Source organism: Acinetobacter sp. YH12233 (assembly GCF_013417725.1).
In the GTDB taxonomy this organism is placed as follows: domain Bacteria; phylum Pseudomonadota; class Gammaproteobacteria; order Pseudomonadales; family Moraxellaceae; genus Acinetobacter.
In genome coordinates, this window is record NZ_VPDK01000002.1 from 66,071 (window position 1) to 88,137 (window position 22,067).

The window sequence follows — 22,067 nt, forward strand, 5'->3', positions numbered from 1 at the left end:
CCTGTAATGTTTGCAGATTTACTTCTCCCCATGTTCGATGATGAATATTATCCCGATATTCTGGTTGCAGAAATCAAGCAACACATCGAACGTTTTGCTTCAAAAGTATCTAAATCCGGTTTATCAGATCAGGATGTATATCAGCTGGCCCATGAGACTGTGGCAGACATCAATGCCATGAAGCCACAGTTTGAAGATCTGGATTCGTCTCTGGATGATACTGCCGCAGACTATATTGCCGAGGCCATGATGATGGTCGTGCAAGAGCAGGGTCTGTTTGATATTGAAATGGAAGAACTGGTCGTTAATCGCGAATGGTAAAAAAAGCCCTGTTAAACAGGGCTTTTTTTTAATAATCTGAAAATACGTCTTTTAAATTTTTATAATGAATTTCATCCAGTAATTTCTGCTCTTCCAGCATGCAGCTATGATGCAAATCCAGATAATACTGTTTTAAATCTTTTTGATAAGGCACCGGTTCCGGCTCTTTGCTTTGCGATTGCTGATAAGACCAGTAAGCCAGCTGACGGATTTTCTGCAAACGTACCAATAGGGTGCTGCGAGTCGAAACTCTAAAGCAGGGCTCAACTAAAACCGGTACGAGGCTACTGAAAGCAAGCAGGGCCAAACAAGGCAAGGTAATAAATGCTGAGTGAAAATACTGATAATTTATAAATGACAGAATCGCAATCAGGGTTTGCATATACAGGCAGAGTTGCAAACGCTTGGCATAGCGAACAGAACTGTATTTCGCCTGAAACTGGGCGCGCCAGATATAAGGATAGAGCATGCCGATCATTACAATAGTACCTGCACTAAGCGCCTGATATTTTGAAGTCACAAAGTCAGGGTAAAACGGCAGCGAAAAGCACAGGCAACAAAATCCTGTGATCATGATCAGAATACCAATACGTAAATACAGATAGAGATCAGTGGTCTGGTTCAAATATTTATAACGGCCATAGCTGAGGCTGCAAAAGAATGCATCAGGATGGCGTAATTGCAATCTGGCTAGATCAAAAGAACGGGATGCAGACATGGGAAGGGCACATTCTATTGGTGATAATCACGCATAAAAAAAACCAGCTGAATGCTGGAGATTTTCATTGCACCATTCTAATCAGAATTAAAATGGTGCCCGAGGCCAGACTCGAACTGGCACGCTTTGTGGGCGGGGGATTTTAAATCCCCTGTGTCTACCGATTTCACCACTCGGGCATGTGCGCAATAATAGAGGACGAAATAAAGCTTGGCAAGTAAATTTCAATACGTTTGCTTTATTTTCAAGCAATTCAGTAGTTTAAATTAAAAAATTAAATCCATAATGCTAGATGATAAGCGTGAGAAGTCATGTAATTTTCTATTTCAGGCCGTGATTCATAAAACATTTACAGGTGCTCGTCCAGATAAGTATCGATATCGATGTATTTAATCTTCTTGCACTGCTCATGTTCCAGTTTAAACAAGCGGGTATGTAAATCCGCATAGTGCTGAAGCTGATTTTTCAATTCTTCATTTGGGGAGGTCGGCTTGGAATGAAAAAATAATTTCAGACGTAGTTTCCAGGTTTGTTGATAAGCCCAGAAACAGATGCGACGTAACTGCTGCAGTTGATATTGTTCAGTGCTATTGGTAGCAGGGCGGAACATATTTTCTTTATAGAACCGTACAAAACCAAAACTGATCCCGAAAAAGAATAGAATCCACATGGTCATACTGCTTTGTAGAAAAACCAGATTCAGCGCTTCCAGCACAATGACTACAGTGAGTTTAATCGGTGTATGTCTTAAAAACTGATAGAGGGAATGAGAAGAGTGCCGGATCTGCTTGATCACTAGTGGAACCACCAGCATCAGAAATAACAGAATAGTCAGAATTGCATAAGCTTGCGCCTGAAAGTCTGGGGCAGTTGATAGCTTAGAGGAATAAACATCTTTGAGAACCAGGCTAATCGGTACAAAGATCATGGCAGCCAGCACCCAGGGAATCAGTTCCTTGAGATCACTTAAAATACCCTTGGTCTTGATCTGGCCATAAAACAGATAATTTCTTTTGAAGGCAGCGGGATAAAGCAGTTTAAGTTGCTGCAATAAAAGATCAATCTGTTTGGTTTGCATGATAAAAAGTAAATAAGAAACTTGCCGCCTACTATAGCCAATTTACGCCAGAATGATAGAGATGATCCGGATTTTGCAATTATTAGAGTTGAAGCTAAAGATTTTAATTTTTTAGTGAGGATTTATGCGAAAATAGTCCATTGCATATTTATTTTTTAGGGACAGTTTATGACTGATCAATCTCCTGCGACGCTAAGCGACATCGAAATTTTAGACATCCTTCAAACCATGAAGAATGATGAGCTAGATACGGAAGCAAAAGAAGTTATTCGTCAGGGTGGTAAAGCGGGTCGTCAGGAAGCGCATAAACAGGCGCTGGTTGTATTGAATCAGTCATTTGAAGAAAAATTTGTTGAAGCAGTTTCTCTGGCCCTGAATCTGAATGAAGCCCAAATCAAAAAAATCCGCTATAAGAAAGACCGTATCCGTATTTTAAAAGCACGTGGTATTGATTACCTTGCAATTGATGGTGCGGAAACTGCCTTTGTACTGGCACAGATTGCACAGGCGATTCTACGTGAAGATGCGGTCGTCACTCATGACTTACATAATATTTTCCCATTCTGGAAAGAAGGCTGGCCAATGGTGCAATTTGATAATACCTACAAAATTTTGCAGGAAGATATCCAGATCCATTATCAGGCAGTCCTTGAAGCACTTTTATCAAAAATCTAAATTGAATTGAATGTAAAGAAGCACCTTCGGGTGCTTTTTTAATGAGAATAAAATAGGGAAAGCAGCCAACGCACAGGAAAGATAAACAGCCGCCACCAGGTGATGAGTGGATAATAAAAATATTCGCCTATTCTTAAAGTCGAATCAAATCCTTGCCGACGCCGCTCATAAGGATAGGGAGTCAGCCAGATTGAAAGTAAAATGAGCACAATTGCTAGGATCAGAAATATAGGCTGTTGATCTTGCATAAAGAAGAAATAGAATAAATATAAGGCCGAATAAAAACTCAGACAGGCGAGTAACGCAGCAATATTCATAAAAGTCTCATTATTATTGTTTTTGGAGTTTTAAAAAAATTGAAGAAGAACCAGATTATTCTGATTCTTCTGTCGGTGGCTTTTTCACTTCCAGCATACGTGTAACCAGTAACTGGTCAATCTTGAAATGATCAACATCGACAACTTCAAACTTGTAACCCGCATGTAGCACAATATCTGCAGGACGTGGAATCTTGCGCAGCTTGAACATCATAAAACCAGCTAGGGTTTCATAGTTCTCTTCATCTGGCATTTCATCAATTTCCAGCGCATGTTTGATGTCTTCAATGGGCGTACTGCCATCAATCAACCATGAATTGCTGTCACGCTTAATGATCTGCTGGTCTTCTTCCAGGGGAGTAACCCAGTCGCCCATCACGGTAATCATAATGTCGGAAAGGGTAATCACACCTACGACCAAGGCATATTCATTAATAACGACGGCGAACTTTTCCTTGGTTGAACGGAAGCGATCCAGTAATTCAGATAGAGTCAGTGTATCTGGAATGGTTAGAACCGTACGGATGGTATTTTCATTTAACTGAAGTAAAGACTGATTATTCAGAATACGAACCAGAATATCTTTGGAGTCGACATATCCAATCACATCGTCGATATTTTCATTACAGACCAAAAACTTGGAATAAGGAAATTCAGCCAGTTTTTGACGAATACTGGCTTCTGATTCTTTCAAGGTAAAGAACACCACATTTTCGCGAGTCGTCATACTGGAAGGAACATTACGTTCTTCAAGCTCAAACACGTTCTCAATAAAGTGATGTTCCTGTTTCTGTAACACACCTGCCTGAGCACCCGCATCCATTACCGCAGAAATATCCGCAAAGGTAATATTATCATCTCGGATGGTATTCACTTTAAATAAGCGGAACAACAGGTTCGCAATGGCATTGATGAACCAGGCCAGTGGTTTACAGATTTTGATAAATACCTGAATTGGATTAATCACCGAGACAGAAATTTTTTCTGGAGCGATCATGGCCAGACGTTTCGGCATCAAGTCCGCAAACAGAATAAATAATGAAGTAACTGCAGTGAAGGACAGGCTGAACGCAATCGTTTCAGTCCAGGGACCTTGATAAAATCTGGAAAGTAAATTGATGATATAAGGGCGGAAGGCGCCTTCACCTAAAATACCGCCTAAAATGGCAACGGCGTTTAAGCCGATTTGGGAAGCTGCAAAAAAGTCAGCAGAGTTTTCTTGTAAATCTAAAACTTTTTGAGCGCGAATATCTCCCGATTCAGCCAAAATTTTTAATTTGACCTTACGGGCACCTGCAAGCGCGATTTCTGTTAATGATAAAAAACCGGCCCCCGCGATGAGTAATAAGATAATCACGATGTTTTGAAAGAGGCTCACGAATCCACCTGTGGATTAATATGATCTAGCTAAAAATATTTTTAACACAAAAAAAGACTTGAGGTACAAATAAAGCAACTCAAGTCTCTAGAGTATAAGCTTAAAAATGAGCAATTTAGCTAATATTCAATTCAATAATGCGAAAATTGCGAATTATTCATTAAAAATTCACGATTTTCTTCTTCGATCATCTGACGGGCTACATATAGAATCAGCTGACGTAACCAGCGATGGGCGGGATGATGATGCAATAAAGGACACCACGCCATCTTCAATTCAAACTCAGGAATATAGAATGGTGGGTCTTTAATGAGTAAGTTCTGGTTTTTGGCTTGCAGACGTGCAATACGGGTCGGTAATGTTGCTACAAGATCGACATTGGCAGCCAGAAGACCAGGCATCTGATAATGACGGGTAAATACCGAAATCTTACGTTTTTGGCCAATACGTTCAAGAGCCTGATCAATCCAGCCGAGACCCGCCTGTTTCTCAGGGTTTACCCCAAAGCCAACGCCCATACCGGTTTTCGATACCCAGATATGCTGTGCATCCAGATAGCTTTTCAGATTCAGGTTGCCCGCAGCCGGATGCTTGTTATTTAACAGGCAAGAAAAGCTGTCACGCCAAACCAGTACCTGATGGAAGCTTTGCGGAATTTCATTAAAACGGTTAATCGCCAGATCAACTTTACCTTGTTCCATGTCACGATAGGACACATCACTTGGGGTTAAGAAGTCGAGAACCACATTCGGTGCTTCTGAACGTAATGCTTTCACCAGGCGTGGTACCAGTGTAGCTTCAGCATAATCTGAAGTCATGATGCGGAAAACACGGTTTGAAGTATAAGGGCGGAACTCGGTACGCGGTTCCAGAATCATGGAAAGATCCGCTAAGGCGTCACGGATACGAGGTTGGAGTTCTAGCGCACGTTCTGTTGGGGTCATACCTTCAGAAGAGCGAATCAGGAGAGGATCATTAAATAAATTTCGTAAGCGACGTAAAATGTTACTCATCGCAGGCTGGGTTACCCCAAGTTGTTCTGCTGCACGCGTGACATTTTTTTCACGTAAAAGTACGTCAAGATAAATGAGGAGATTAAGATCGACCCGCTCCAGATTCATAAAAAAAATACCGAAAATAAAATTATGAAATTATATGGATTATGCCATAACTACTATAGCTTGTGTACGCAACTGATGAAAAAAAGCCCAGCTGATTGTACTGAAATACCTTTTTAGAGTCTCTTTCACCGCAGATTTTGCCAGTCTGAATCCTTCTCTATTTTTAAGAGCAGAAAGGAAATCTGGCTGCCTTCGAAACGAAAGAAAAGTATTTCTAAGAAACAGAGGGAATTAGCAAATAATGTGCCAGGTTTGATAAAAAATATTTCAACAAATAAATGAAAAATAATTCTTTTGAAATAAGTATTCTAGGTTTTAAGGCTCATAAAATAAACAAAAATTGCTGAAATTAGGCGCTGCTAAAGTCTTGCAAGACTTAAGTCTAATGAATATTTTTTGCTCTTATTGCTGATGTTTTAGACAAAATCCAATTTCAAAAATTCAAAAATAAAATATAAAATACAATAACTTATAAAAAATTGATCAATATATAATTAGACTTTCATCTACATATTTTTTAAATAAATAATGATAATTCTTGCAGAATATTGGATTAATTTTTCGAAGCCCACTAATCTTTAGCTATCCCAACGGATCGTCGAAAATCTGAACAAGTCATTGAGGGTGTGATTTGAGCGGTTCGTTGCAGAAAAATCCTAATATTAATACAGGAATATATCATGACTACATACCAAACAGCGATTGATGCAATCCGCGAATTAAAAGCGAAATTCGGTAACACTTGGGCAGACATCAGTCCTGAAGATGCTGCGCGTATGCAACTTCAAAACCGTTTCAAAACTGGTTTAGACATTGCTAAATATACAGCGGCGATTATGCGTCGTGATATGGCTGCTTATGATGCAGACTCTAGCAAATACACTCAATCACTAGGCTGCTGGCACGGTTTCATCGCTCAGCAAAAAATGATTGCGAACAAAAAATACTTCGGTACAACTGAACGTCGCTATATCTACCTTTCTGGCTGGATGGTTGCTGCACTTCGTTCAGAATTCGGTCCTCTTCCTGACCAATCTATGCACGAAAAAACTTCTGTTCCTGCATTGATCGAAGAAATCTACACATTTTTACGTCAAGCTGATGCGAAAGAACTGAACGACCTGTTCCGCGCACTTAAAAAAGCTCAAGACGCTGGTGATACAGCTAAAGCTGCTGAAATCACTTCACAAATCGACAACTTCCAAACTCACGTTGTGCCAATCATTGCGGACATCGACGCTGGTTTCGGTAACGAAGAAGCGACTTACTTACTAGCTAAGAAAATGATCGAAGCGGGTGCTTGTGCACTTCAAATCGAAAACCAGGTTTCTGACGCGAAACAATGTGGTCACCAAGCTGGTAAAGTTACAGTTCCACACGAAGACTTCATCGCGAAAATCCACGCTCTTCGCTATGCATTCCTTGAAATGGGTCTTGACGACGGTATCATCGTTGCACGTACTGACTCTGAAGGCGCTGACTTGACTCAAAAAATCCCAGTGGTTAAAGAGCCAGGCGACATCGCTTCTCAATACATCAGCTACTTAGACACTCAAGAAATTGACATCTCTGAAGCACAAGAAGACGAAATCCTGATCAAACGTGATGGCAAACTTCACCGTCCTAAACGTCTTGCTTCTGGCTTGTACCAGTTCCGTGAAGGCACTCAGATCGACCGCGTTGTACTTGACTGTATCACTAGCTTACAAAACGGTGCTGACCTTCTTTGGATCGAAACTGCGACTCCAAACGTAGCTGAAATCGCTCACATGGTTAACCGTGTACGTGAAGTTGTGCCAAATGCGAAACTTGTTTACAACAACTCTCCATCATTCAACTGGACACTGAACTTCCGTCAACAAGCGTACGACCGTTGGGTTGCTGAAGGTAAAGACGTATCTGCATACGACCGCGCTAAATTGATGAGCGCTGAGTACGACGATTCTGAATTGGCTGCTGAAGCTGACGAAAAAGTACGTACATTCCAAGCAGACGCTTCTCGTGAAGCAGGCGTGTTCCACCACTTGATCACTCTGCCTACTTACCACACAGCTGCTCTTTCTACTCACGAGCTTGCTCAAGGTTACTTCGGTTCTGAAGGTATGTTGGCTTATGTTGCTGGCGTACAACGTAAAGAAATCCGCGGTGGTATCGCTTGTGTGAAACACCAAGCAATGGCTGGTTCTGACATCGGTGACGACCACAAAGAAATCTTCGCTGGTGACAACGCGCTTAAAGCGGGTGACGATGCGAAAAACACAATGAACCAATTCTCTGCTTAATCAGCTCTGAATCGATTCTAAAAAAACCCTGCGCAAGCAGGGTTTTTTTATGCCTAAAATAAAAATAATAACCTTATAAATTGTTGAAATAGCTAGATGAAAGGCAAAATCTTCATATTTTCTTCATGATTCAATTTTATACATATTTTTCTGTGATCAAGCCTTGCATTCTCTAGGCCACTGCCTGAATATCCTTAAGCTGACTCAATAATGCAACGCTTTCCATAATTCATTAAATTCAAAGTGATTCAGACTTATGCTGTCTAAGTTTTTCATTCATCGTCCTATTTTTGCAGGTGTGCTGGCCATTGTAGTCATGGCCATTGGACTTTTTGCGGTGATGAATTTACCTGTTGAACGTTATCCGGATATTGCACCGCCTCGTATTACTGTGGCAACAACCTATACCGGTGCATCTGCAGAAACAGTAGAAGAAAGCGTGACCCAGGTGCTGGAACAGCAAATTAAAGGTATCGACCGCTTGCTGTATTTCAGCTCAAGCAGTGATTCCTCAGGTCGAAGCCGGATCAGCATCAGTTTTGAAAATGGTACCGATCCAGATACAGCACAAGTACAGGTTCAAAATGCGATTAACGGGGTTCTCAATCGTTTGCCAGATGATGTCCAGCGACAGGGCGTGAATGTCTTCAAATCTCTTGGCGATACCCATATGGTCATCGGTTTGTATGATGAGTCACGGCGTAGCAGCAATATTGAACTGTCTGATTATTTGACCACGCATCTGGAACAGGATATTTCCCGAATTGATGGCATTGGGGAAGTGGATGTTTTTGGTTCACAGTTCGCAATGCGCATCTGGCTGAATCCAGCAAAATTGAAACAATATAACCTGATGCCAAGTGATGTGCGGGCAGCGATTGAATCACAAAATACTCAAGTGGCAGCCGGCGCAATTGGGGACTTGCCAACAGCCGATGATCAGTATCTGAATGCCAAAGTCACATCAGGCAGCCGTTTAAAAACAGTCGAAGAATTTGAAAATATTATTGTGAAGTCTGCCCGGGATGGTAGCTTTATCTACTTAAAAGATGTTGCACGGGTTGAATTGGGTGCGGAAAATTATCAGTCATATAGCACCACCAACGGCTATCCTTCTGCCGGTCTGGGCATTTCACTGGCCTCCGGTGCCAATGCAATTGCGACGTCGAGTCTGATCAAGGCTGAAATCGAGCGACTCTCCCAGCAGTTGCCGGAAGGCTATAAAATTGCCTATCCGCGTGACAATACACCGTTTGTTAAAGAATCGATTAAAGAAGTCGTTAAAACTTTATTCGAGGCGGTCATTCTGGTCGTCATCGTGATGTTTATCTTCCTGCAAAACTGGCGTGCCACCTTAATTCCGACTGTAACTGTGCCTGTAGTTTTACTCGGAACCATGGCAGTACTTTATGTTTTGGGACTGAGTATTAATACGCTGACTTTGTTTGCCTTAGTACTGGCCATTGGCTTGCTGGTCGATGATGCCATTGTGGTGGTAGAGAACGTTGAACGTCTGATGCATGAGCAGCAGCTTACAGCCAAAGAAGCAGCACTGGAATCCATGCAGGAAATTAGCGGAGCATTGATCGGGATTACCCTGGTTTTAACCGCGGTCTTTATTCCCATGGCATTCTTTGGTGGCTCAACCGGGGTGATCTATCGTCAGTTCTCGATTACGCTCGTGGCAGCGATGTCTCTGTCGCTGATGGTCGCACTGATTCTGACACCTGCACTTTGTGCGCTGATTCTAAAACCAAATCCAAAACCTGCCAAGTGGGCGAGTTGGTTTAACCAGAAACTGGATGGTTTGAAGCATCGTTATCTGAAAGTTTCTAATGTCACTCTACAACATAAGGCCATTAGTCTGGTGCTGTTTGCCGGATTGCTCTGCGTATTTGCTTTATTTTATCGCGCCTTACCCACCAGCTTTTTGCCGAGTGAAGACCAGGGTATTCTGAATCTGCAAATCCGGCTGCAGGAAGGCGCGCCAATGAAAAACACCATTCAGGTCGGTGAGCAGATTCGTCAGTATTTTCTGGAAGAAGAAAAGGACAATATCGACTTGGTCATGCTACGTTATGGCCGTAACTTCTCAGGTACCGGTCAGAACCTGGCGACCGGTTTTGTTGCCTTGAAGCATTGGGATGACCGTGCTGGAGAAGAAAATACCGCGCAGGCGATTCGTGAACGTGCTATGAAGCATTTTCGCAGTAACCGCGATGCTCAAGTCAATATCAGCATGCCGGCTTCAGTGAATGGTTTAGGTCAAACCGACGGCCTGGATTTCTGGATTCGTGATATTAACGGTAATGGCCGTCAGTATCTGGAAGAGCAGTTCCAGAATATGCAGGCTGGAGCAGCTCAATATAGTAGCTTTGAAAATCTGGATAAGCGTTCCAATCCGGAAAAAGCCGAACTGAAAGTCAATATTGACCAGAAACAGGCTATGGCCAATGGTCTGAGTCAATCCGCAATCAACAGTACGCTTTCAGCGGCCTGGGGGGGTAATTATATTAATGACTTTATTGATCGTGGCCGGATTAAACGGGTGATTATGCAGGGCGATGCAGAATTCCGTTCCAAACCTGAAGATCTGGCGCAATGGCATGTACGTAATGACCTGAACGAGATGGTGCCTTTCAGTAATTTCGCTCAGGTGGACTGGAGTGGTGGTCCTGAGGTGGTCAACCGTTTTATGGGCTATACCTCGCTGCAAATGCAAGCGGATATGGTCAAAGGTTCCAGTTCTGGTGAAGCGATGCAAGATGTTGAAAATCTGGTGGCAGAACAGGATGGCATTGACGTGGTCTGGAGCGGTTTATCCTTTGAGGAAAAACAATCCAGTAATCAGGCAATCTGGTTATATCTGGTGTCGATTGGTTTCATTTTCCTGTGCCTGGCCGCTTTATATGAAAGCTGGACGATTCCGACTGCGGTCATGTCCGCTATTCCTCTAGGGATTGGTGGGAATATCATTTTTAGTTTTCTGGCAGATTTTCCGAATGATATTTACTTCCAGATTGCTTTGCTGACCACGATTGGTCTGTCCTGTAAGAATGCAATTTTAATCGTAGAGTTTGCGGCATTGGCTCAGGAAAAAGGTAAATCGGTAGTTGAAGCTGCACTTGAAGGTGCTTCACTGCGCTTGCGCCCAATCCTGATGACATCTCTGGCCTTTGGTGCTGGGATTCTGCCACTGGTCTTTGCTTTTGGTGCTGGTGCAGCCAGTCGTCGTGAGATTGGAATCAGTGTTTTTGGTGGAGTGATCTTTGGAACGATACTGGTGCTAATTTTTATTCCATTTATGTACGTTTTAATTCGCCAAATGACGATGAAGAAATCACATACATAATATCAATTGAGAATATAGCATTCTAAAATCCCCGTTATAACGGGGATTTTTTTATCGGAAATAAAAAGGTAAAGATTGGCTTAAATTTAAGCATGGTGTGAAAATTGCTATAGAAATCATCTATTCATGGCGTGTGCATCCTAAAGATGCATTTGATGGGGATTTCTGATTTATGTTGTCGCGCTTTTTTATTTATCGTCCCAAGTTTGCAGCGGTCATTGCAATTTTAATGATGGCCCTTGGGGTATTTGCACTTCAAAAAATTCCCATTGAACATATGCCAAATATGGATACGCCAGCTTTAGGCGTTTCCGCAGGTTATCGTGGTGCATCGGCTGAAACAGTTGAGCAATCGGTGACCCAGATTCTGGAACAGGCGGTAAAAGGCATTGAAGGTCTGGAAACTTTTCACTCCAGCAGTTCGGTGGGACGGGCCCAACTTACGCTGCAATTTGAGCCAGGAGTCGATCTTGATCAAGCCCAGTTACAGGTTCAAAACGCCGTGAATGGTGTATTGAGCCGCTTACCTGAAGAGACGCAGCAGGGCGGAGTCAATGTTTATAAATCAGGGTATGACCAGTTTGCACTATTAAGTTTATATGATGAGAGTGGGCAGAGTAGCGTTACCGAACTTTCAGATTATTTGATGGTCCACGTCGAACCGCGTTTGTCACGTATTGAAGGTGTAGGGGAAATTGACCTGTACGGTGCAGGTTATGCCATGCGGATTTGGCTAAATCCGCATAAGTTGCACCAGTTTAACCTGATGCCAAGCGATATCCGTAATGCCATTGAAACTCAAAACGCGCCACTGGCTTCAGGCGCAATTGGTGGTTTGCCGACGATGCAGGATCAATATCTCAATGCCAAGGTCAGTGCCGGTTCACATTTAAGCAGTGTGAAAGAATTTGAAAATATCATCGTTAAAACCACAGATTCCGGTGCATTACTGTATTTAAAAGATGTGGCACGGGTAGAACTAGGTGCAGAAAGTTATAACCACATTAACTATACCAACGGACAGCTCTCTTCAGCTTTATCGATTACTTTGGCGCCGCGGAGTAATGCTATTGCCGTGTCCAAACAGATTCAAGACGTATTAAAAAACACTCAGGCCAATTTGCCACCGCACTACCAGTTGCAAATGACCATGGACAAAACTCCATTTATTACCAGCTCAATTGAACAGGTAGCTAAAACTCTGGTTGAAGCCATTATTCTGGTCATTGTGGTGATGTTTATCTTCCTGCAAAACTGGCGTGCCACGATTATTCCGGCCGTTACGATTCCGATTGTGGTTTTGGCGACCTTTGCAGTGCTGTATGTCTTGGATATGACTCTGAATAGTTTTACCTTATTTGCCCTGATTTTAGCCATTGGTCTGCTAGTCGATGATGCCATTGTAGTGGTGGAAAATATTGAACGCCTGATGCAGGACGAACATCTGGATGCCAAAGCGGCTGCCTTAAAATCCATGCAGGAAATGAGTGGAGCACTGGTCGGTATTACGCTGGTACTTACTGCAGTATTTATCCCGATGGCTTTCTTTGGCAGTATTACTGGGGTGATTTATCGTCAATTTTCCCTCACTTTGGTAGTGGCGATGTTGCTGTCTTTATTCGTGGCCTTGGTGATTACCCCGACATTTGCGGCACAGTTATTGAAACGCAAACATCATCAGGCTCGCTGGGCACAGCGCTTTAACCATGGCATGGATCAGCTCAATGCCGGTTATCAAAAAGTTTCAGCTCGGAGCATGCGATTGAAATTCACGATGTTGGCACTGTTTGGTGTGTGCATAATGAGCTTCGGCTGGGTATATAAGCATTTGCCGGAAGGCTTGATGCCCACGGAAGACATGGGCTTTGTTATGGGGCAGATTGTCATGCCGGGCAACGCACCGCGTTCAGAAGTCGAAAAAGTCGGGCGTGAAGTACAAGACTATTTAATGAAACATGAATCAGAACGCATTCAGAGTGTAGGCGTCTGGTATAGCGGCAACAACGTTGGTGTAGGCCCGTATCGTGGGCAGCTCTTTGTGGTATTAAAAGACTGGGCTGAACGTAAAAATCCTGAAGATTCGGTCTTTGCCATTGTCGATCGAGCACAGAAACACTTTGCCAATCATGCCAATGCCCAAATTTTCTTTATGGCGCCTTCCATGTCGAGTAATGGTCGTGTAGTCGATTTCTGGTTGCAAGACCTGGATTATAAAGGAGCTGAATTTTTACAGGAGGCATTTGGCCAGATTGAAGCGCGTGCCCAAGGCAAATCATCGATTGAATTTTTACAGCTGGACCAACCCAAAGAAAGTGCTGAGCTGAATATCAAACTTGATGCAGAACGCGTGTTAAAGCATTCCATTCCTCAGCAAAATGTAAACAGTACTTTGGCCGCAGCGTGGGGTGGAACTTACATCAATGACTTTATTGATCGCGGGCAGATTAAACGTGTGATTATGCAGGGTGAAGCAGAATACCGTTCCAAACCTGAAGATCTGGCCTTCTGGCATGTACGCAATCAAAAAGGTGAAATGCTGTCATTTAACCAGTTTAGCAGTCTGAATTGGCAGGGCGGGCCGAACAGTATTAACCGCTATATGGGCTATAACGCTGTTCCAGTCTATGCCGGGATTCCAAAGGACAAGTTTTCCAGTCAGACCATGCAGGATGTTGAAGCATTGGTAGATGCCCAGGAAGGTGTGAATCTGGCTTGGAGCGGAGCTGCATTGGAAGAAAAGCGCAGCAGCGGTCAGGCGATTTTCCTGTATGTGATTTCGATTGCCTTTATTTTCCTGTGTTTAACCGCTTTATATGAAAGTTGGACCATTCCTGTGGCCGTGATCAGTGCCATTCCATTGGGCGTAGGTGGCAGTATCTTATTTTGCTGGATCTTTGGTTTCGCCAATGACATCTTTTTTCATATTGCCTTGCTGACGACGATTGGTCTGTCCTGTAAAAATGCCATTCTGATTGTGGAGTTTGCTGCACAGGCAGAGAAAGCAGGAAAAACAGCTATAGCTGCAGCCTTAGAAGGAGCAAGTTTGCGCTTACGGCCTATTCTCATGACTTCTATTGCTTTTGCTGCGGGAGTGATTCCTTTGATTTTTGCTTCTGGGGTCAGTGCGATCAGCCGTCAGGAAATTGGTGCCAGCATTTTGGACGGGGTCATTTTTGCAACTATTTTGGTATTATTCTTTATCCCGTTTATGTATGTGTTAATCCAAAACCTGTTTCGTGTCAAAGCAACAAATAAAGTTATACAAATCAATCAGGAAAATGAGGAATACTCACTCTAGGACGGGTATGTTTCATACCTGCATGGAATGATGGTATGGGAATGCAGCACCAAGAAAAAATACAGCAACTACATGAGGCTCTGCTGACAGGGGAAAATAATATTCATCAGCTTCTACAAAAGCTGAATATTGCCGATCAGGCCAGAATTTTGTCTGAGCTTGGACCAGCAGAACGCTGTCACCATTTCAAGCAGTTGGAACGTCAGGCAGAAGTGCTGGAGTACTTGCCACTGGCCATACAAATCCAGCTGGCCTATCAATTTCCTCTGGAACAACTGGCCAGTCTGATGGATGCCATGCATTCCGATGACTTCATTGATTTATACAAGCAGATGCCCTGTGAAGTGCAGCAGCAGTTACTTGGAAAATTATCCACCCAGTCGCTACAAACCCTACGAGAGCTGCATGCTTATCCGGAAGAAACTGCCGGTGCATTAATGAGTTCAGACTTCGTCACGCTTGCTCCCGAGCTGAGCATGACTGAGGCGATTGAAACGCTACGTGATATTGCGGGGAATCATGACACTTTATATCTGATCTATATCGTGGATGAGAAACAGCATCTGCTCGGCGTAATTTCCTTGCGACAAATTATTCAGGCACGGCCGGATGCCACCATTAATGAGGTCATGACCACAGATGTAGTCTATGCCACTGTGGATGAGGATCAGGAGCAGGTCGCCCGTACCTTGGCCTATTATGATTTTATTGCCTTGCCTGTGGTCGACGCGACTCAAAAGCTGGTCGGGATTATTACTTATGATGATGCCATGGATATTGCAGAGGCAGAAAGCACCGAGGATATTTTAAAATCTGGTGCAGTGACGCCTTTGAATGAGCTGAGCCTGAAAACTGCACCGATTCTCAGACTGTATCAAAAACGCGTATTCTGGCTGGTTATCCTAGTGTTTGGCAGTCTGCTCTCTGGAATCGGGATTGCCCATTTTGAAGATATTATTTCCACTCATATTGTGCTGGTATTTTTCTTGCCATTGTTGGTGGGAAGTGGCGGGAATGCTGGCTCACAATCTGCCACCTTGATGGTGCGTGCCTTGGCAACAGGCAATGTGCAGTTTAAGGACTGGTTTAGCCTGCTGGGTCGTGAATCCTTGGTTGCGTTATGTCTGGGTGGAACGATGGCCATTGCTGTATCAATCTTGGGTTATATTCGAGGTGACTGGATGGTCGCCATCGTACTTGCTTTAAGTATGTTAGGTATTGTGCTGATGGGCTGTCTGATTGGCATGAGTTTACCCTTTATTCTCAACAAGCTGAAAATGGACCCAGCCAGTGCATCAGCACCGCTGGTAACGTCGATTTGTGATGCCACTGGGGTGATTATTTACTTGTTTATTGCCTCTCAATTATTGTTTTAAATACCTAGCAATTACAGCTTAAATAGAAAAAATACTTTATGCTCAATTACATCAGCTTCATTTCTGGAAGAACCTATGCCTGATCCCGGACAAAAAAATAAATTGAGCCAACAGGATGTCATTCGTCTGGAGCGGGATCTGGCCAAGTTTGCCAATATGATGGATTCGGTGGTACGGATTCCATTTACCAAGCAGGGCGTCGGGGCAGATGCTGCTTTGAGTACCATTCCGGTAGCTGGAGATATCGCAGGTTTTGTATTGACCAGTTATGCGATTTATAAAGCCCGTCAGATCGGGGTGCCAAGTGAAAAATTAAAGCCAGTCCTGAAAATGGCCGTCATGGATGCTGTGGTCGGCTTTATTCCTGTAGCAGGAACAATATTTGATATTTTTATTCGTCCTAGCCGTAAGGCACTGGATATTGTGCATCAGCATATCCGGGACGAATACCAGATCCGTACCGATCATCATGTGGTACATCCATTTCTGCATGAAAGTTTGGAACGCAGACAACAGCAATCTGCTTTCTGGCGTAATCCTGTGGTGGCCTGGATCTGGATTCATCTACCAGATATCTTAGGAACTTTCTTTTTGATTCTGTTAATTATGGCCATTGGCTGGGGCACAATGCAGCTCTTTCAATGGTTTAAAGCCTGAAGGTTTATAAACCTAAACTTAATAAAAAAGCCTGCAAATGCAGGCTTTTTTCTATCAAGCAATCAATGCGTTGCTTAAGGGCAATCGAGTTGTTGCAAAGCAGCAACACGTTGTTCAATCGTTGGGTGAGTCTGGAACAGTGCCGCCAGACTAAAACCTTGTTCCTGACCAGCAGAAATTGCAAAGGCTTTCATTTCTTTCGGCATAGTATCCGGCATTTCTGATTCCGCCTGTAAACGTAATAACGCTGAAATCATCGCCTGTTTGCCTGCCAAACGTGCACCTGCTTCATCAGCACGATACTCACGGTAGCGTGAGAACCACAGCACGATCGCTGAAGCCATAATACCAAATACGATATCCAGCACAATGGTAATCACAAAATAGCCAATACCCGGTGCCTCACCTTCTTCACGACCGAAGATCGTACGGTCTACAAAGTCGCCAACTACACGGGCAAAGAACATGACAAATGTGTTGACTACACCTTGGATCAAGGCCAGTGTCACCATATCGCCATTGGCAACGTGACCAATCTCGTGTGCCAGTACCGCACGAAGTTCGTCTTTATTCATGCGTTCAAGCAGACCCGTGGACACAGACACGAGCGCATCGTTCTTGTTCCAGCCTGTTGCAAAGGCATTTGACTGATAAGATGGGAAAATACCCACTTCCGGCATTTTAATGCCAGCGCGCTGAGAAAGTTGCGCAACTTCTTGTAATAACCATGCTTCTGCCTGGTTACGAGGGGCATTTGGGTCAATCAGTTCAGTACCGGTTGTTTTTTTCGCCATCCATTTAGACATGAACAGGGAAATCAGTGATCCCACCATACCGAACACAAAACAGATCACCAACAGGTTGCCTAGATTCAAGCCACCCGCGCCATGGTAACTACCGACACCGAAGAGTGACAGGATAATGCCAGCTACAACCAGTACCGCGAGGTTGGTTAGCAAGAACAAACCAATCCGCATCATTGAGAAATCCTCTTATTATAAAAAAATAATCTGATTAGCAAATGAAAATCATTGAAATCAATATGGGGTGAAATGACTAAAAATTCAAGAAAAAAAATGGCCCTAGATCACAAAACACAGCTTTATTTTTTGCTGCATTTTCGCTAAGGCTATTTAGAATCAAATGATTTTGATTTATTTATTCACTTAAATAAATTTTAGCTGCTGCTGTTGCATTCGCCGTTGCATAAGAACCCATCGGTGCATCGGTATAACTGCCATCAGCATTCATAATAATCTGACGCTGATACTTGGCTGCCTGAATGTGTGAAGTACTGCTGCTATCATTGGAGTAGTTCGCTGAACTGGCAATGATGCGACCTTCACTGGATGATGTGCTAGACGTGGTTGTACTTGCACTCAGGCCATGAGTATACAGATTTTGATAACGGCTGGTCACACGGCGTACATAATCCTGAGTCTCCCGGAAAGGCGGGATTCCACCATATTTGCTGACATTGCCTTCACCGGCATTGTAGCCCGCCAGTGCCAGGCTGGTATTGCCATTAAAACGCTTTAATAACCAAGCCAGATATTTAGCACCCGCCATAATATTCTGATGAGGATCATAGGCATTGCTGACATTAAAGCGACGTGCTGTGGCCGGCATCAGCTGCATCAAACCTTGTGCACCCACAGGGGAGCGGGCATGGGTATTAAAGCCGGATTCAGTATGCATGACTGCTTTAATTAAACCTTCAGACACACCATAAGTCTGGGCGGCCTGACGAATGATCGAATCAAAAGCGTTCTTATTCTTGCTATAGCTAGGCAAAACTGACGACTCGCTGCTGCCCCAGTTACTATAGCTATGAATATTGCTATCCGGATAATAAGTCTTCTTTTCGACCTGAAGATGATTATAACGGCTCTTCTTATTGGTCAATAAGGTACTGCCGTTTTTATCACGCAACTGATAGATGGTTTCGCCGGCATACACCAAATGACTGCAGCCCAGCATAAGCAAGCTACCGATCAGTTGACACCCCAAGAAATACGTCTTTATTTTCATTGTTTATATTTGATAAATAATAAGCTAGAAAAATTCATGGATGAGTTTAACAAAAAATTACGTAATGCACAGCCTTATACGCTGCATTTATAAACGAGTATGTAAACGGGAACAGCTGTCAATATTTTGAACATTAAAATATTTTTTTTATTTAATTTAAAACCTTAGGGTTGACAGCTTTAAGTTATTGATTTTAATTATAAAATAAATTGATTAAAAAATGATCAATTTAAAGAAAAGCCTTAAATTTTGAGGTGAACAAGTTGTCAAGTCCATTTCAATCCACAAAGTTATCCACAGCTTTTGTGGACAACTGTGGAAAAGTCCAAAAGATAAGCATCTCGCTTAAAAATTGAACTAAATCGTTCAATATATCAATCTAAATAAAACATGAAAATGAAACTAATATGGCATTTGTATGAAAATAAATTCTTTTGATGCGATACGGAACCGAATCAGCTAAAATTGCGCGGTATTTCTATTTATGGGTTATTCTCGTCTATGTACTCGCCAGTTGAATCCGAGCAAGGATTTAATTTCAAACCTGAACTGCCAACAAGCTCTGCCTACTACCGTTTGTTGAAGAAGCTTCGCCGCCAGGTCGGACATGCCATTCGCGACTTCAAGATGATTGAAGACGGCGACAAGGTCATGGTGTGTATTTCTGGTGGTAAAGACAGTTATACCTTGCTTGATATCCTCCTTCAGTTTAAACGCATTGCACCAATCAACTTTGATGTGGTGGCGGTTAACCTGGACCAGAAACAGCCCGGTTTCCCGGAAGATGTATTACCGCGTTATTTAGAAGAAAATAACATTCCGTATTACATCTTGGAAAAAGATACCTACAGCATTACCAAAAAACTGACACCGGAAGGTAAGACTTACTGTGCAGTATGTTCACGTCTGCGCCGTGGTTCTTTGTACGGTTTTGCTCAGGAAATTGGGGCGACTAAAGTGGCGCTGGGTCATCACCGTGATGATATTTTGGCAACATTCTTCCTGAACCTGTTCCATGGGGGCAGCCTGAAAGCCATGCCGCCAAAACTGCTGTCTTCTGACAAAAAGAATATCCTGATTCGTCCATTGGCCTATGTGGAAGAAAAAGACATCATCAAATATGCACAGATGCGTCAATTTCCAATTATTCCATGTAATTTATGTGGCTCTCAGGAAAATCTTCAACGTGCCATTATCAATGACATGTTACGTGAATGGGATAATGCACATCCAAAACGTCTGCACAGCATCTTTGGTGCCTTGCAAAATGTTTCACCATCTCAGTTAGTTGACCGCGAATTATTTGATTTTGAAATTCTGGATAGCCAGCGCGAATTCGATTTCAAAGGCAGCTGTTCAACTGAAGAGGCGGTAGAAGGTGAGAACCGCCGCATCAATATGGTCAATTTGGGCTTTGCAGCGGACTAATCGACCTATATAAAGTTAAGCCGATACAGGCATGGGCTACGGCCGATGCCTGAATCAAAAATAACACAAGATAAGAACTATAAAAATTGAACGGTGCGTACAAAATTCGTTAGCCTTTGCCATAATGATCATGTTATAACAAGTCACAAGCATAATAGCTTCAACCTGATGTCGTCTGGATAGTCGACACAAATGAATAAATAAATTGAGGAAAGATCATGCCTGCTTTTTTAACTGATGATTGGTTTTCGACTGTAGACACGCTCACTGCACAAGCTGGTGATTTGGATTTGCCACCTGCTTTGGCGAATCTGGCAATTAATTTGGTCGTTGCAGACACTACAGGTAATACAGAATTATCTTTGGAAGGTGGCGCGATTAAAAAAGGTTTATCTCCAAATGCGAAAACAACATTGAACATGGATGGTGAAACCTTACGTAAAGTTTTCCTTGAGTTTGATATGGCGGCTGCAATGCAAGCCTTCATGACAGGTAAAATCAAGGTGCAAGGCGATATGTCTCAATTGATGGCATTGCAAACAGCGAAGCCAAGCCAAGCACAAAAAGACCTGTTCAAGAAAGTACTTGAAAATACCACAGCTTAATAGTCTTGATCTAAAAAGCTGTAGTAACAAAAAAAGCTTACCCTGAGGTAAGCTTTTTTTATGGCTGAATAACTAGATTTAAATTGATCAGGCTTAAATATTCACCAGCTGTGGAGTAGTCTTGATGTGTTCCAGATAGGCACGGATACGGGTCACGTATTGCAGGGCCTGACGGTAACGACCATTACTGGCTTTATTCTGTTCCAGATAAGCATACAGGTTTACCCAGTTATTCGGATTCTTGCCTTGGGCCTGAATACGTTTTTGCAGCTGATTCACAGCACCTGGGCCCATGTTATAGGCAACTAAAGCAAACCAGTTACGATCCGGATAAGGGATATGTTCATAACGGCTCAGCATCTGGTCATAGTATTTGGCACCCCCATCAATACTTTCGCCTGGGTCTGTCCGGTTACTAACCCCCATCGCTTTTGCGGTAGAGCTTGTGAGCATCATCAGACCGCGGACACCGGTGGGAGATACGGAGTTTGGCTTTAGATAGGATTCCTGGTAACCGATCGCGGCGAGCAGGTGCCAGTCTAGATCGTACTGCTGAGCAGATTTCTGGAAGCTCGCCTTGTATGTGGGGAGTCGCTGGTTCAGGTCCTGTTGAATTTCATCCCAAGAATGTTCTTCTACCACATTCTGATTGTAGAAGGATGCAAGCTGCTTGATCGCACCGCTTTGTTTGCCTTGACATACAAAAGCACTGGCGGTTTGACTCAAGGGATCACTGGCTGATTTAAATACCAGATTCAGATTGGCATTCAGTCCATTACTGGCCAGTGAAGACTCATCACCACAAGTGGCAGAAAAAGCCGTTAAACGCTGTTGTTCAATCGTACCCAGATCAGTCGTGGTCATGGCCAGATTGGCTTTGCCCTGCGCTACCCATTTCAGGGCCGTGGCATTATCCGGAACAGTTTTAAAATCCAGCTTAACATTCAGGCTGTTGGCATAGTTGCGAACCAGGTCATAACCAAAACCATGCTGATGTTGTCCATCCTGAAACACAGTCGTTGGACTTTGAACTGCGACGACGGTGAGTTTGTTGCTATTGACCACATGATCATATTGAAATGTGGTTTTAGTGGCATTGATACTATGAAAGGGGATAAGTGCCGTACTCAGTACCAGTGCTTTTACAGGGAGAGAAGAGATAAAAGAGCTAAGGCAAAGCCTCGACCCAGTGGTTGAACTACTGTGCATGTTGTCTCCGCTACAAGTAATTTATGCCCTAAAAATCACAGCCAATACTAGCCAGAAACTTTTAAAAGTTTGATAAATTCAATAAGGGTTGGGCAGTCATGACGTCATTCAAAAATGACTAAATTGATCGGGAAATATGTAGAAAAACTACATAGATTAAAAAATAAGCGATTCCAAAAGTAGGGTGCATATTAAAGATCAAAAAATGAATTGTCAAATTT

Annotated in this window: 17 protein-coding genes and 1 tRNA gene; 9 read left to right on the forward strand and 9 right to left on the reverse strand. The window is 43.0% G+C overall.

What is annotated here, in order from left to right:
* Positions 1-6: 6 nt before the first annotated feature.
* Positions 7-321 carry a DUF5713 family protein gene (locus FTV12_RS01730; protein WP_125278212.1) on the forward strand — a complete coding sequence of 105 codons (315 nt, stop codon included), beginning with the start codon at positions 7-9 and terminating at the stop codon, positions 319-321.
* A 28-nt stretch (positions 322-349) separates the two neighbouring features.
* Here the strand turns inward: FTV12_RS01730 and FTV12_RS01735 are convergent, their stop codons facing one another.
* The 3 genes from FTV12_RS01735 to FTV12_RS01745 all read right to left on the reverse strand — a co-directional run bounded on the left by FTV12_RS01735 (position 350) and on the right by FTV12_RS01745 (position 2,117).
* A complete protein-coding gene (locus tag FTV12_RS01735; protein ID WP_005236809.1) occupies positions 350-1,039 on the reverse strand; it encodes a hypothetical protein in 690 nt (229 codons plus the stop codon).
* A gap of 93 nt (positions 1,040-1,132) precedes the next feature.
* A tRNA-Leu gene (locus FTV12_RS01740) sits at positions 1,133-1,218 on the reverse strand.
* A 170-nt stretch (positions 1,219-1,388) separates the two neighbouring features.
* Entirely contained in the window at positions 1,389-2,117 is a 729-nt protein-coding gene (locus FTV12_RS01745; protein WP_159123479.1) for a hypothetical protein, read from the reverse strand.
* 168 nt (positions 2,118-2,285) lie between these two features.
* On the opposite strand from FTV12_RS01745, the gene FTV12_RS01750 reads away from it, so the two are divergent.
* The gene (locus FTV12_RS01750) at positions 2,286-2,792 is read left to right on the forward strand and encodes a hypothetical protein (protein ID WP_180010610.1); all 507 of its coding nucleotides are present in this window, start codon (positions 2,286-2,288) and stop codon (positions 2,790-2,792) included.
* 38 nt (positions 2,793-2,830) lie between these two features.
* On the opposite strand, the gene FTV12_RS01755 is transcribed toward FTV12_RS01750, so the two are convergent.
* From FTV12_RS01755 to FTV12_RS01765, 3 genes are all read right to left on the reverse strand, one after another.
* Positions 2,831-3,109 (reverse strand): hypothetical protein, encoded by a 279-nt coding sequence (locus tag FTV12_RS01755; protein ID WP_159123481.1) that lies wholly within the window; start codon positions 3,107-3,109, stop codon positions 2,831-2,833.
* A 55-nt stretch (positions 3,110-3,164) separates the two neighbouring features.
* Positions 3,165-4,487 carry a hemolysin family protein gene (locus FTV12_RS01760; protein WP_004784777.1) on the reverse strand — a complete coding sequence of 441 codons (1,323 nt, stop codon included), beginning with the start codon at positions 4,485-4,487 and terminating at the stop codon, positions 3,165-3,167.
* 131 nt (positions 4,488-4,618) lie between these two features.
* Positions 4,619-5,608, reverse strand: a complete 990-nt coding sequence (locus FTV12_RS01765) for a LysR family transcriptional regulator (RefSeq protein ID WP_004784775.1) — start codon at positions 5,606-5,608, stop codon at positions 4,619-4,621.
* 680 nt (positions 5,609-6,288) lie between these two features.
* Here FTV12_RS01765 and FTV12_RS01770 point away from each other — a divergent pair.
* From FTV12_RS01770 to FTV12_RS01790, 5 genes are all read left to right on the forward strand, one after another.
* Positions 6,289-7,890: an isocitrate lyase gene (locus tag FTV12_RS01770; RefSeq protein WP_159123482.1), complete on the forward strand. Its 1,602-nt coding sequence runs from the start codon at positions 6,289-6,291 to the stop codon at positions 7,888-7,890.
* A 256-nt stretch (positions 7,891-8,146) separates the two neighbouring features.
* A complete protein-coding gene (locus FTV12_RS01775) occupies positions 8,147-11,242 on the forward strand; it encodes a multidrug efflux RND transporter permease subunit (RefSeq protein ID WP_166137801.1) in 3,096 nt (1,031 codons plus the stop codon).
* Positions 11,243-11,414: 172 nt separating this feature from the next.
* Positions 11,415-14,540 carry an efflux RND transporter permease subunit gene (locus FTV12_RS01780; protein WP_180033443.1) on the forward strand — a complete coding sequence of 1,042 codons (3,126 nt, stop codon included), beginning with the start codon at positions 11,415-11,417 and terminating at the stop codon, positions 14,538-14,540.
* Positions 14,541-14,581: 41 nt separating this feature from the next.
* A complete protein-coding gene (mgtE, locus tag FTV12_RS01785; RefSeq protein ID WP_180017017.1) occupies positions 14,582-15,916 on the forward strand; it encodes a magnesium transporter in 1,335 nt (444 codons plus the stop codon).
* A gap of 75 nt (positions 15,917-15,991) precedes the next feature.
* Positions 15,992-16,573: a DUF4112 domain-containing protein gene (locus FTV12_RS01790; RefSeq protein ID WP_005236796.1), complete on the forward strand. Its 582-nt coding sequence runs from the start codon at positions 15,992-15,994 to the stop codon at positions 16,571-16,573.
* A gap of 74 nt (positions 16,574-16,647) precedes the next feature.
* Here the strand turns inward: FTV12_RS01790 and htpX are convergent, their stop codons facing one another.
* Positions 16,648-17,553 (reverse strand): protease HtpX, encoded by a 906-nt coding sequence (htpX, locus tag FTV12_RS01795; protein ID WP_005236795.1) that lies wholly within the window; start codon positions 17,551-17,553, stop codon positions 16,648-16,650.
* Positions 17,554-17,731: 178 nt separating this feature from the next.
* Positions 17,732-18,604, reverse strand: a complete 873-nt coding sequence (locus FTV12_RS01800; protein WP_218945528.1) for a lytic transglycosylase domain-containing protein — start codon at positions 18,602-18,604, stop codon at positions 17,732-17,734.
* A 501-nt stretch (positions 18,605-19,105) separates the two neighbouring features.
* On the opposite strand from FTV12_RS01800, the gene ttcA reads away from it, so the two are divergent.
* Together ttcA and FTV12_RS01810 are read left to right on the forward strand one after the other, a co-directional pair.
* On the forward strand, positions 19,106-20,032 hold the full coding sequence (gene ttcA / locus FTV12_RS01805) for a tRNA 2-thiocytidine(32) synthetase TtcA (RefSeq protein ID WP_005236792.1): 927 nt from the start codon (positions 19,106-19,108) through the stop codon (positions 20,030-20,032).
* A 218-nt stretch (positions 20,033-20,250) separates the two neighbouring features.
* Positions 20,251-20,637 carry an SCP2 sterol-binding domain-containing protein gene (locus tag FTV12_RS01810; RefSeq protein WP_004784757.1) on the forward strand — a complete coding sequence of 129 codons (387 nt, stop codon included), beginning with the start codon at positions 20,251-20,253 and terminating at the stop codon, positions 20,635-20,637.
* Positions 20,638-20,730: 93 nt separating this feature from the next.
* Here the strand turns inward: FTV12_RS01810 and FTV12_RS01815 are convergent, their stop codons facing one another.
* The gene (locus FTV12_RS01815) at positions 20,731-21,846 is read right to left on the reverse strand and encodes a transglycosylase SLT domain-containing protein (RefSeq protein WP_180010616.1); all 1,116 of its coding nucleotides are present in this window, start codon (positions 21,844-21,846) and stop codon (positions 20,731-20,733) included.
* Positions 21,847-22,067 lie beyond the last annotated feature (221 nt).

Bases quoted from the DNA above. Each gene is read 5' to 3' on its own strand.
- FTV12_RS01790 (WP_005236796.1), top strand. From the start codon at position 15,992: ATGCCTGATCCCGGACAAAAAAATAAATTGAGCCAACAGGATGTCATT.
- mgtE (WP_180017017.1), top strand. From the start codon at position 14,582: ATGCAGCACCAAGAAAAAATACAGCAACTACATGAGGCTCTGCTGACA.
- FTV12_RS01770 (WP_159123482.1), top strand. From the start codon at position 6,289: ATGACTACATACCAAACAGCGATTGATGCAATCCGCGAATTAAAAGCG.
- FTV12_RS01745 (WP_159123479.1), bottom strand. From the start codon at position 2,117: ATGCAAACCAAACAGATTGATCTTTTATTGCAGCAACTTAAACTGCTT.
- FTV12_RS01735 (WP_005236809.1), bottom strand. From the start codon at position 1,039: ATGTCTGCATCCCGTTCTTTTGATCTAGCCAGATTGCAATTACGCCAT.
- htpX (WP_005236795.1), bottom strand. From the start codon at position 17,553: ATGATGCGGATTGGTTTGTTCTTGCTAACCAACCTCGCGGTACTGGTT.
- FTV12_RS01815 (WP_180010616.1), bottom strand. From the start codon at position 21,846: ATGCACAGTAGTTCAACCACTGGGTCGAGGCTTTGCCTTAGCTCTTTT.
- FTV12_RS01780 (WP_180033443.1), top strand. From the start codon at position 11,415: ATGTTGTCGCGCTTTTTTATTTATCGTCCCAAGTTTGCAGCGGTCATT.
- FTV12_RS01765 (WP_004784775.1), bottom strand. From the start codon at position 5,608: ATGAATCTGGAGCGGGTCGATCTTAATCTCCTCATTTATCTTGACGTA.
- ttcA (WP_005236792.1), top strand. From the start codon at position 19,106: ATGTACTCGCCAGTTGAATCCGAGCAAGGATTTAATTTCAAACCTGAA.
- FTV12_RS01730 (WP_125278212.1), top strand. From the start codon at position 7: ATGTTTGCAGATTTACTTCTCCCCATGTTCGATGATGAATATTATCCC.
- FTV12_RS01810 (WP_004784757.1), top strand. From the start codon at position 20,251: ATGCCTGCTTTTTTAACTGATGATTGGTTTTCGACTGTAGACACGCTC.
- FTV12_RS01800 (WP_218945528.1), bottom strand. From the start codon at position 18,604: ATGAAAATAAAGACGTATTTCTTGGGGTGTCAACTGATCGGTAGCTTG.
- FTV12_RS01750 (WP_180010610.1), top strand. From the start codon at position 2,286: ATGACTGATCAATCTCCTGCGACGCTAAGCGACATCGAAATTTTAGAC.
- FTV12_RS01775 (WP_166137801.1), top strand. From the start codon at position 8,147: ATGCTGTCTAAGTTTTTCATTCATCGTCCTATTTTTGCAGGTGTGCTG.
- FTV12_RS01755 (WP_159123481.1), bottom strand. From the start codon at position 3,109: ATGAATATTGCTGCGTTACTCGCCTGTCTGAGTTTTTATTCGGCCTTA.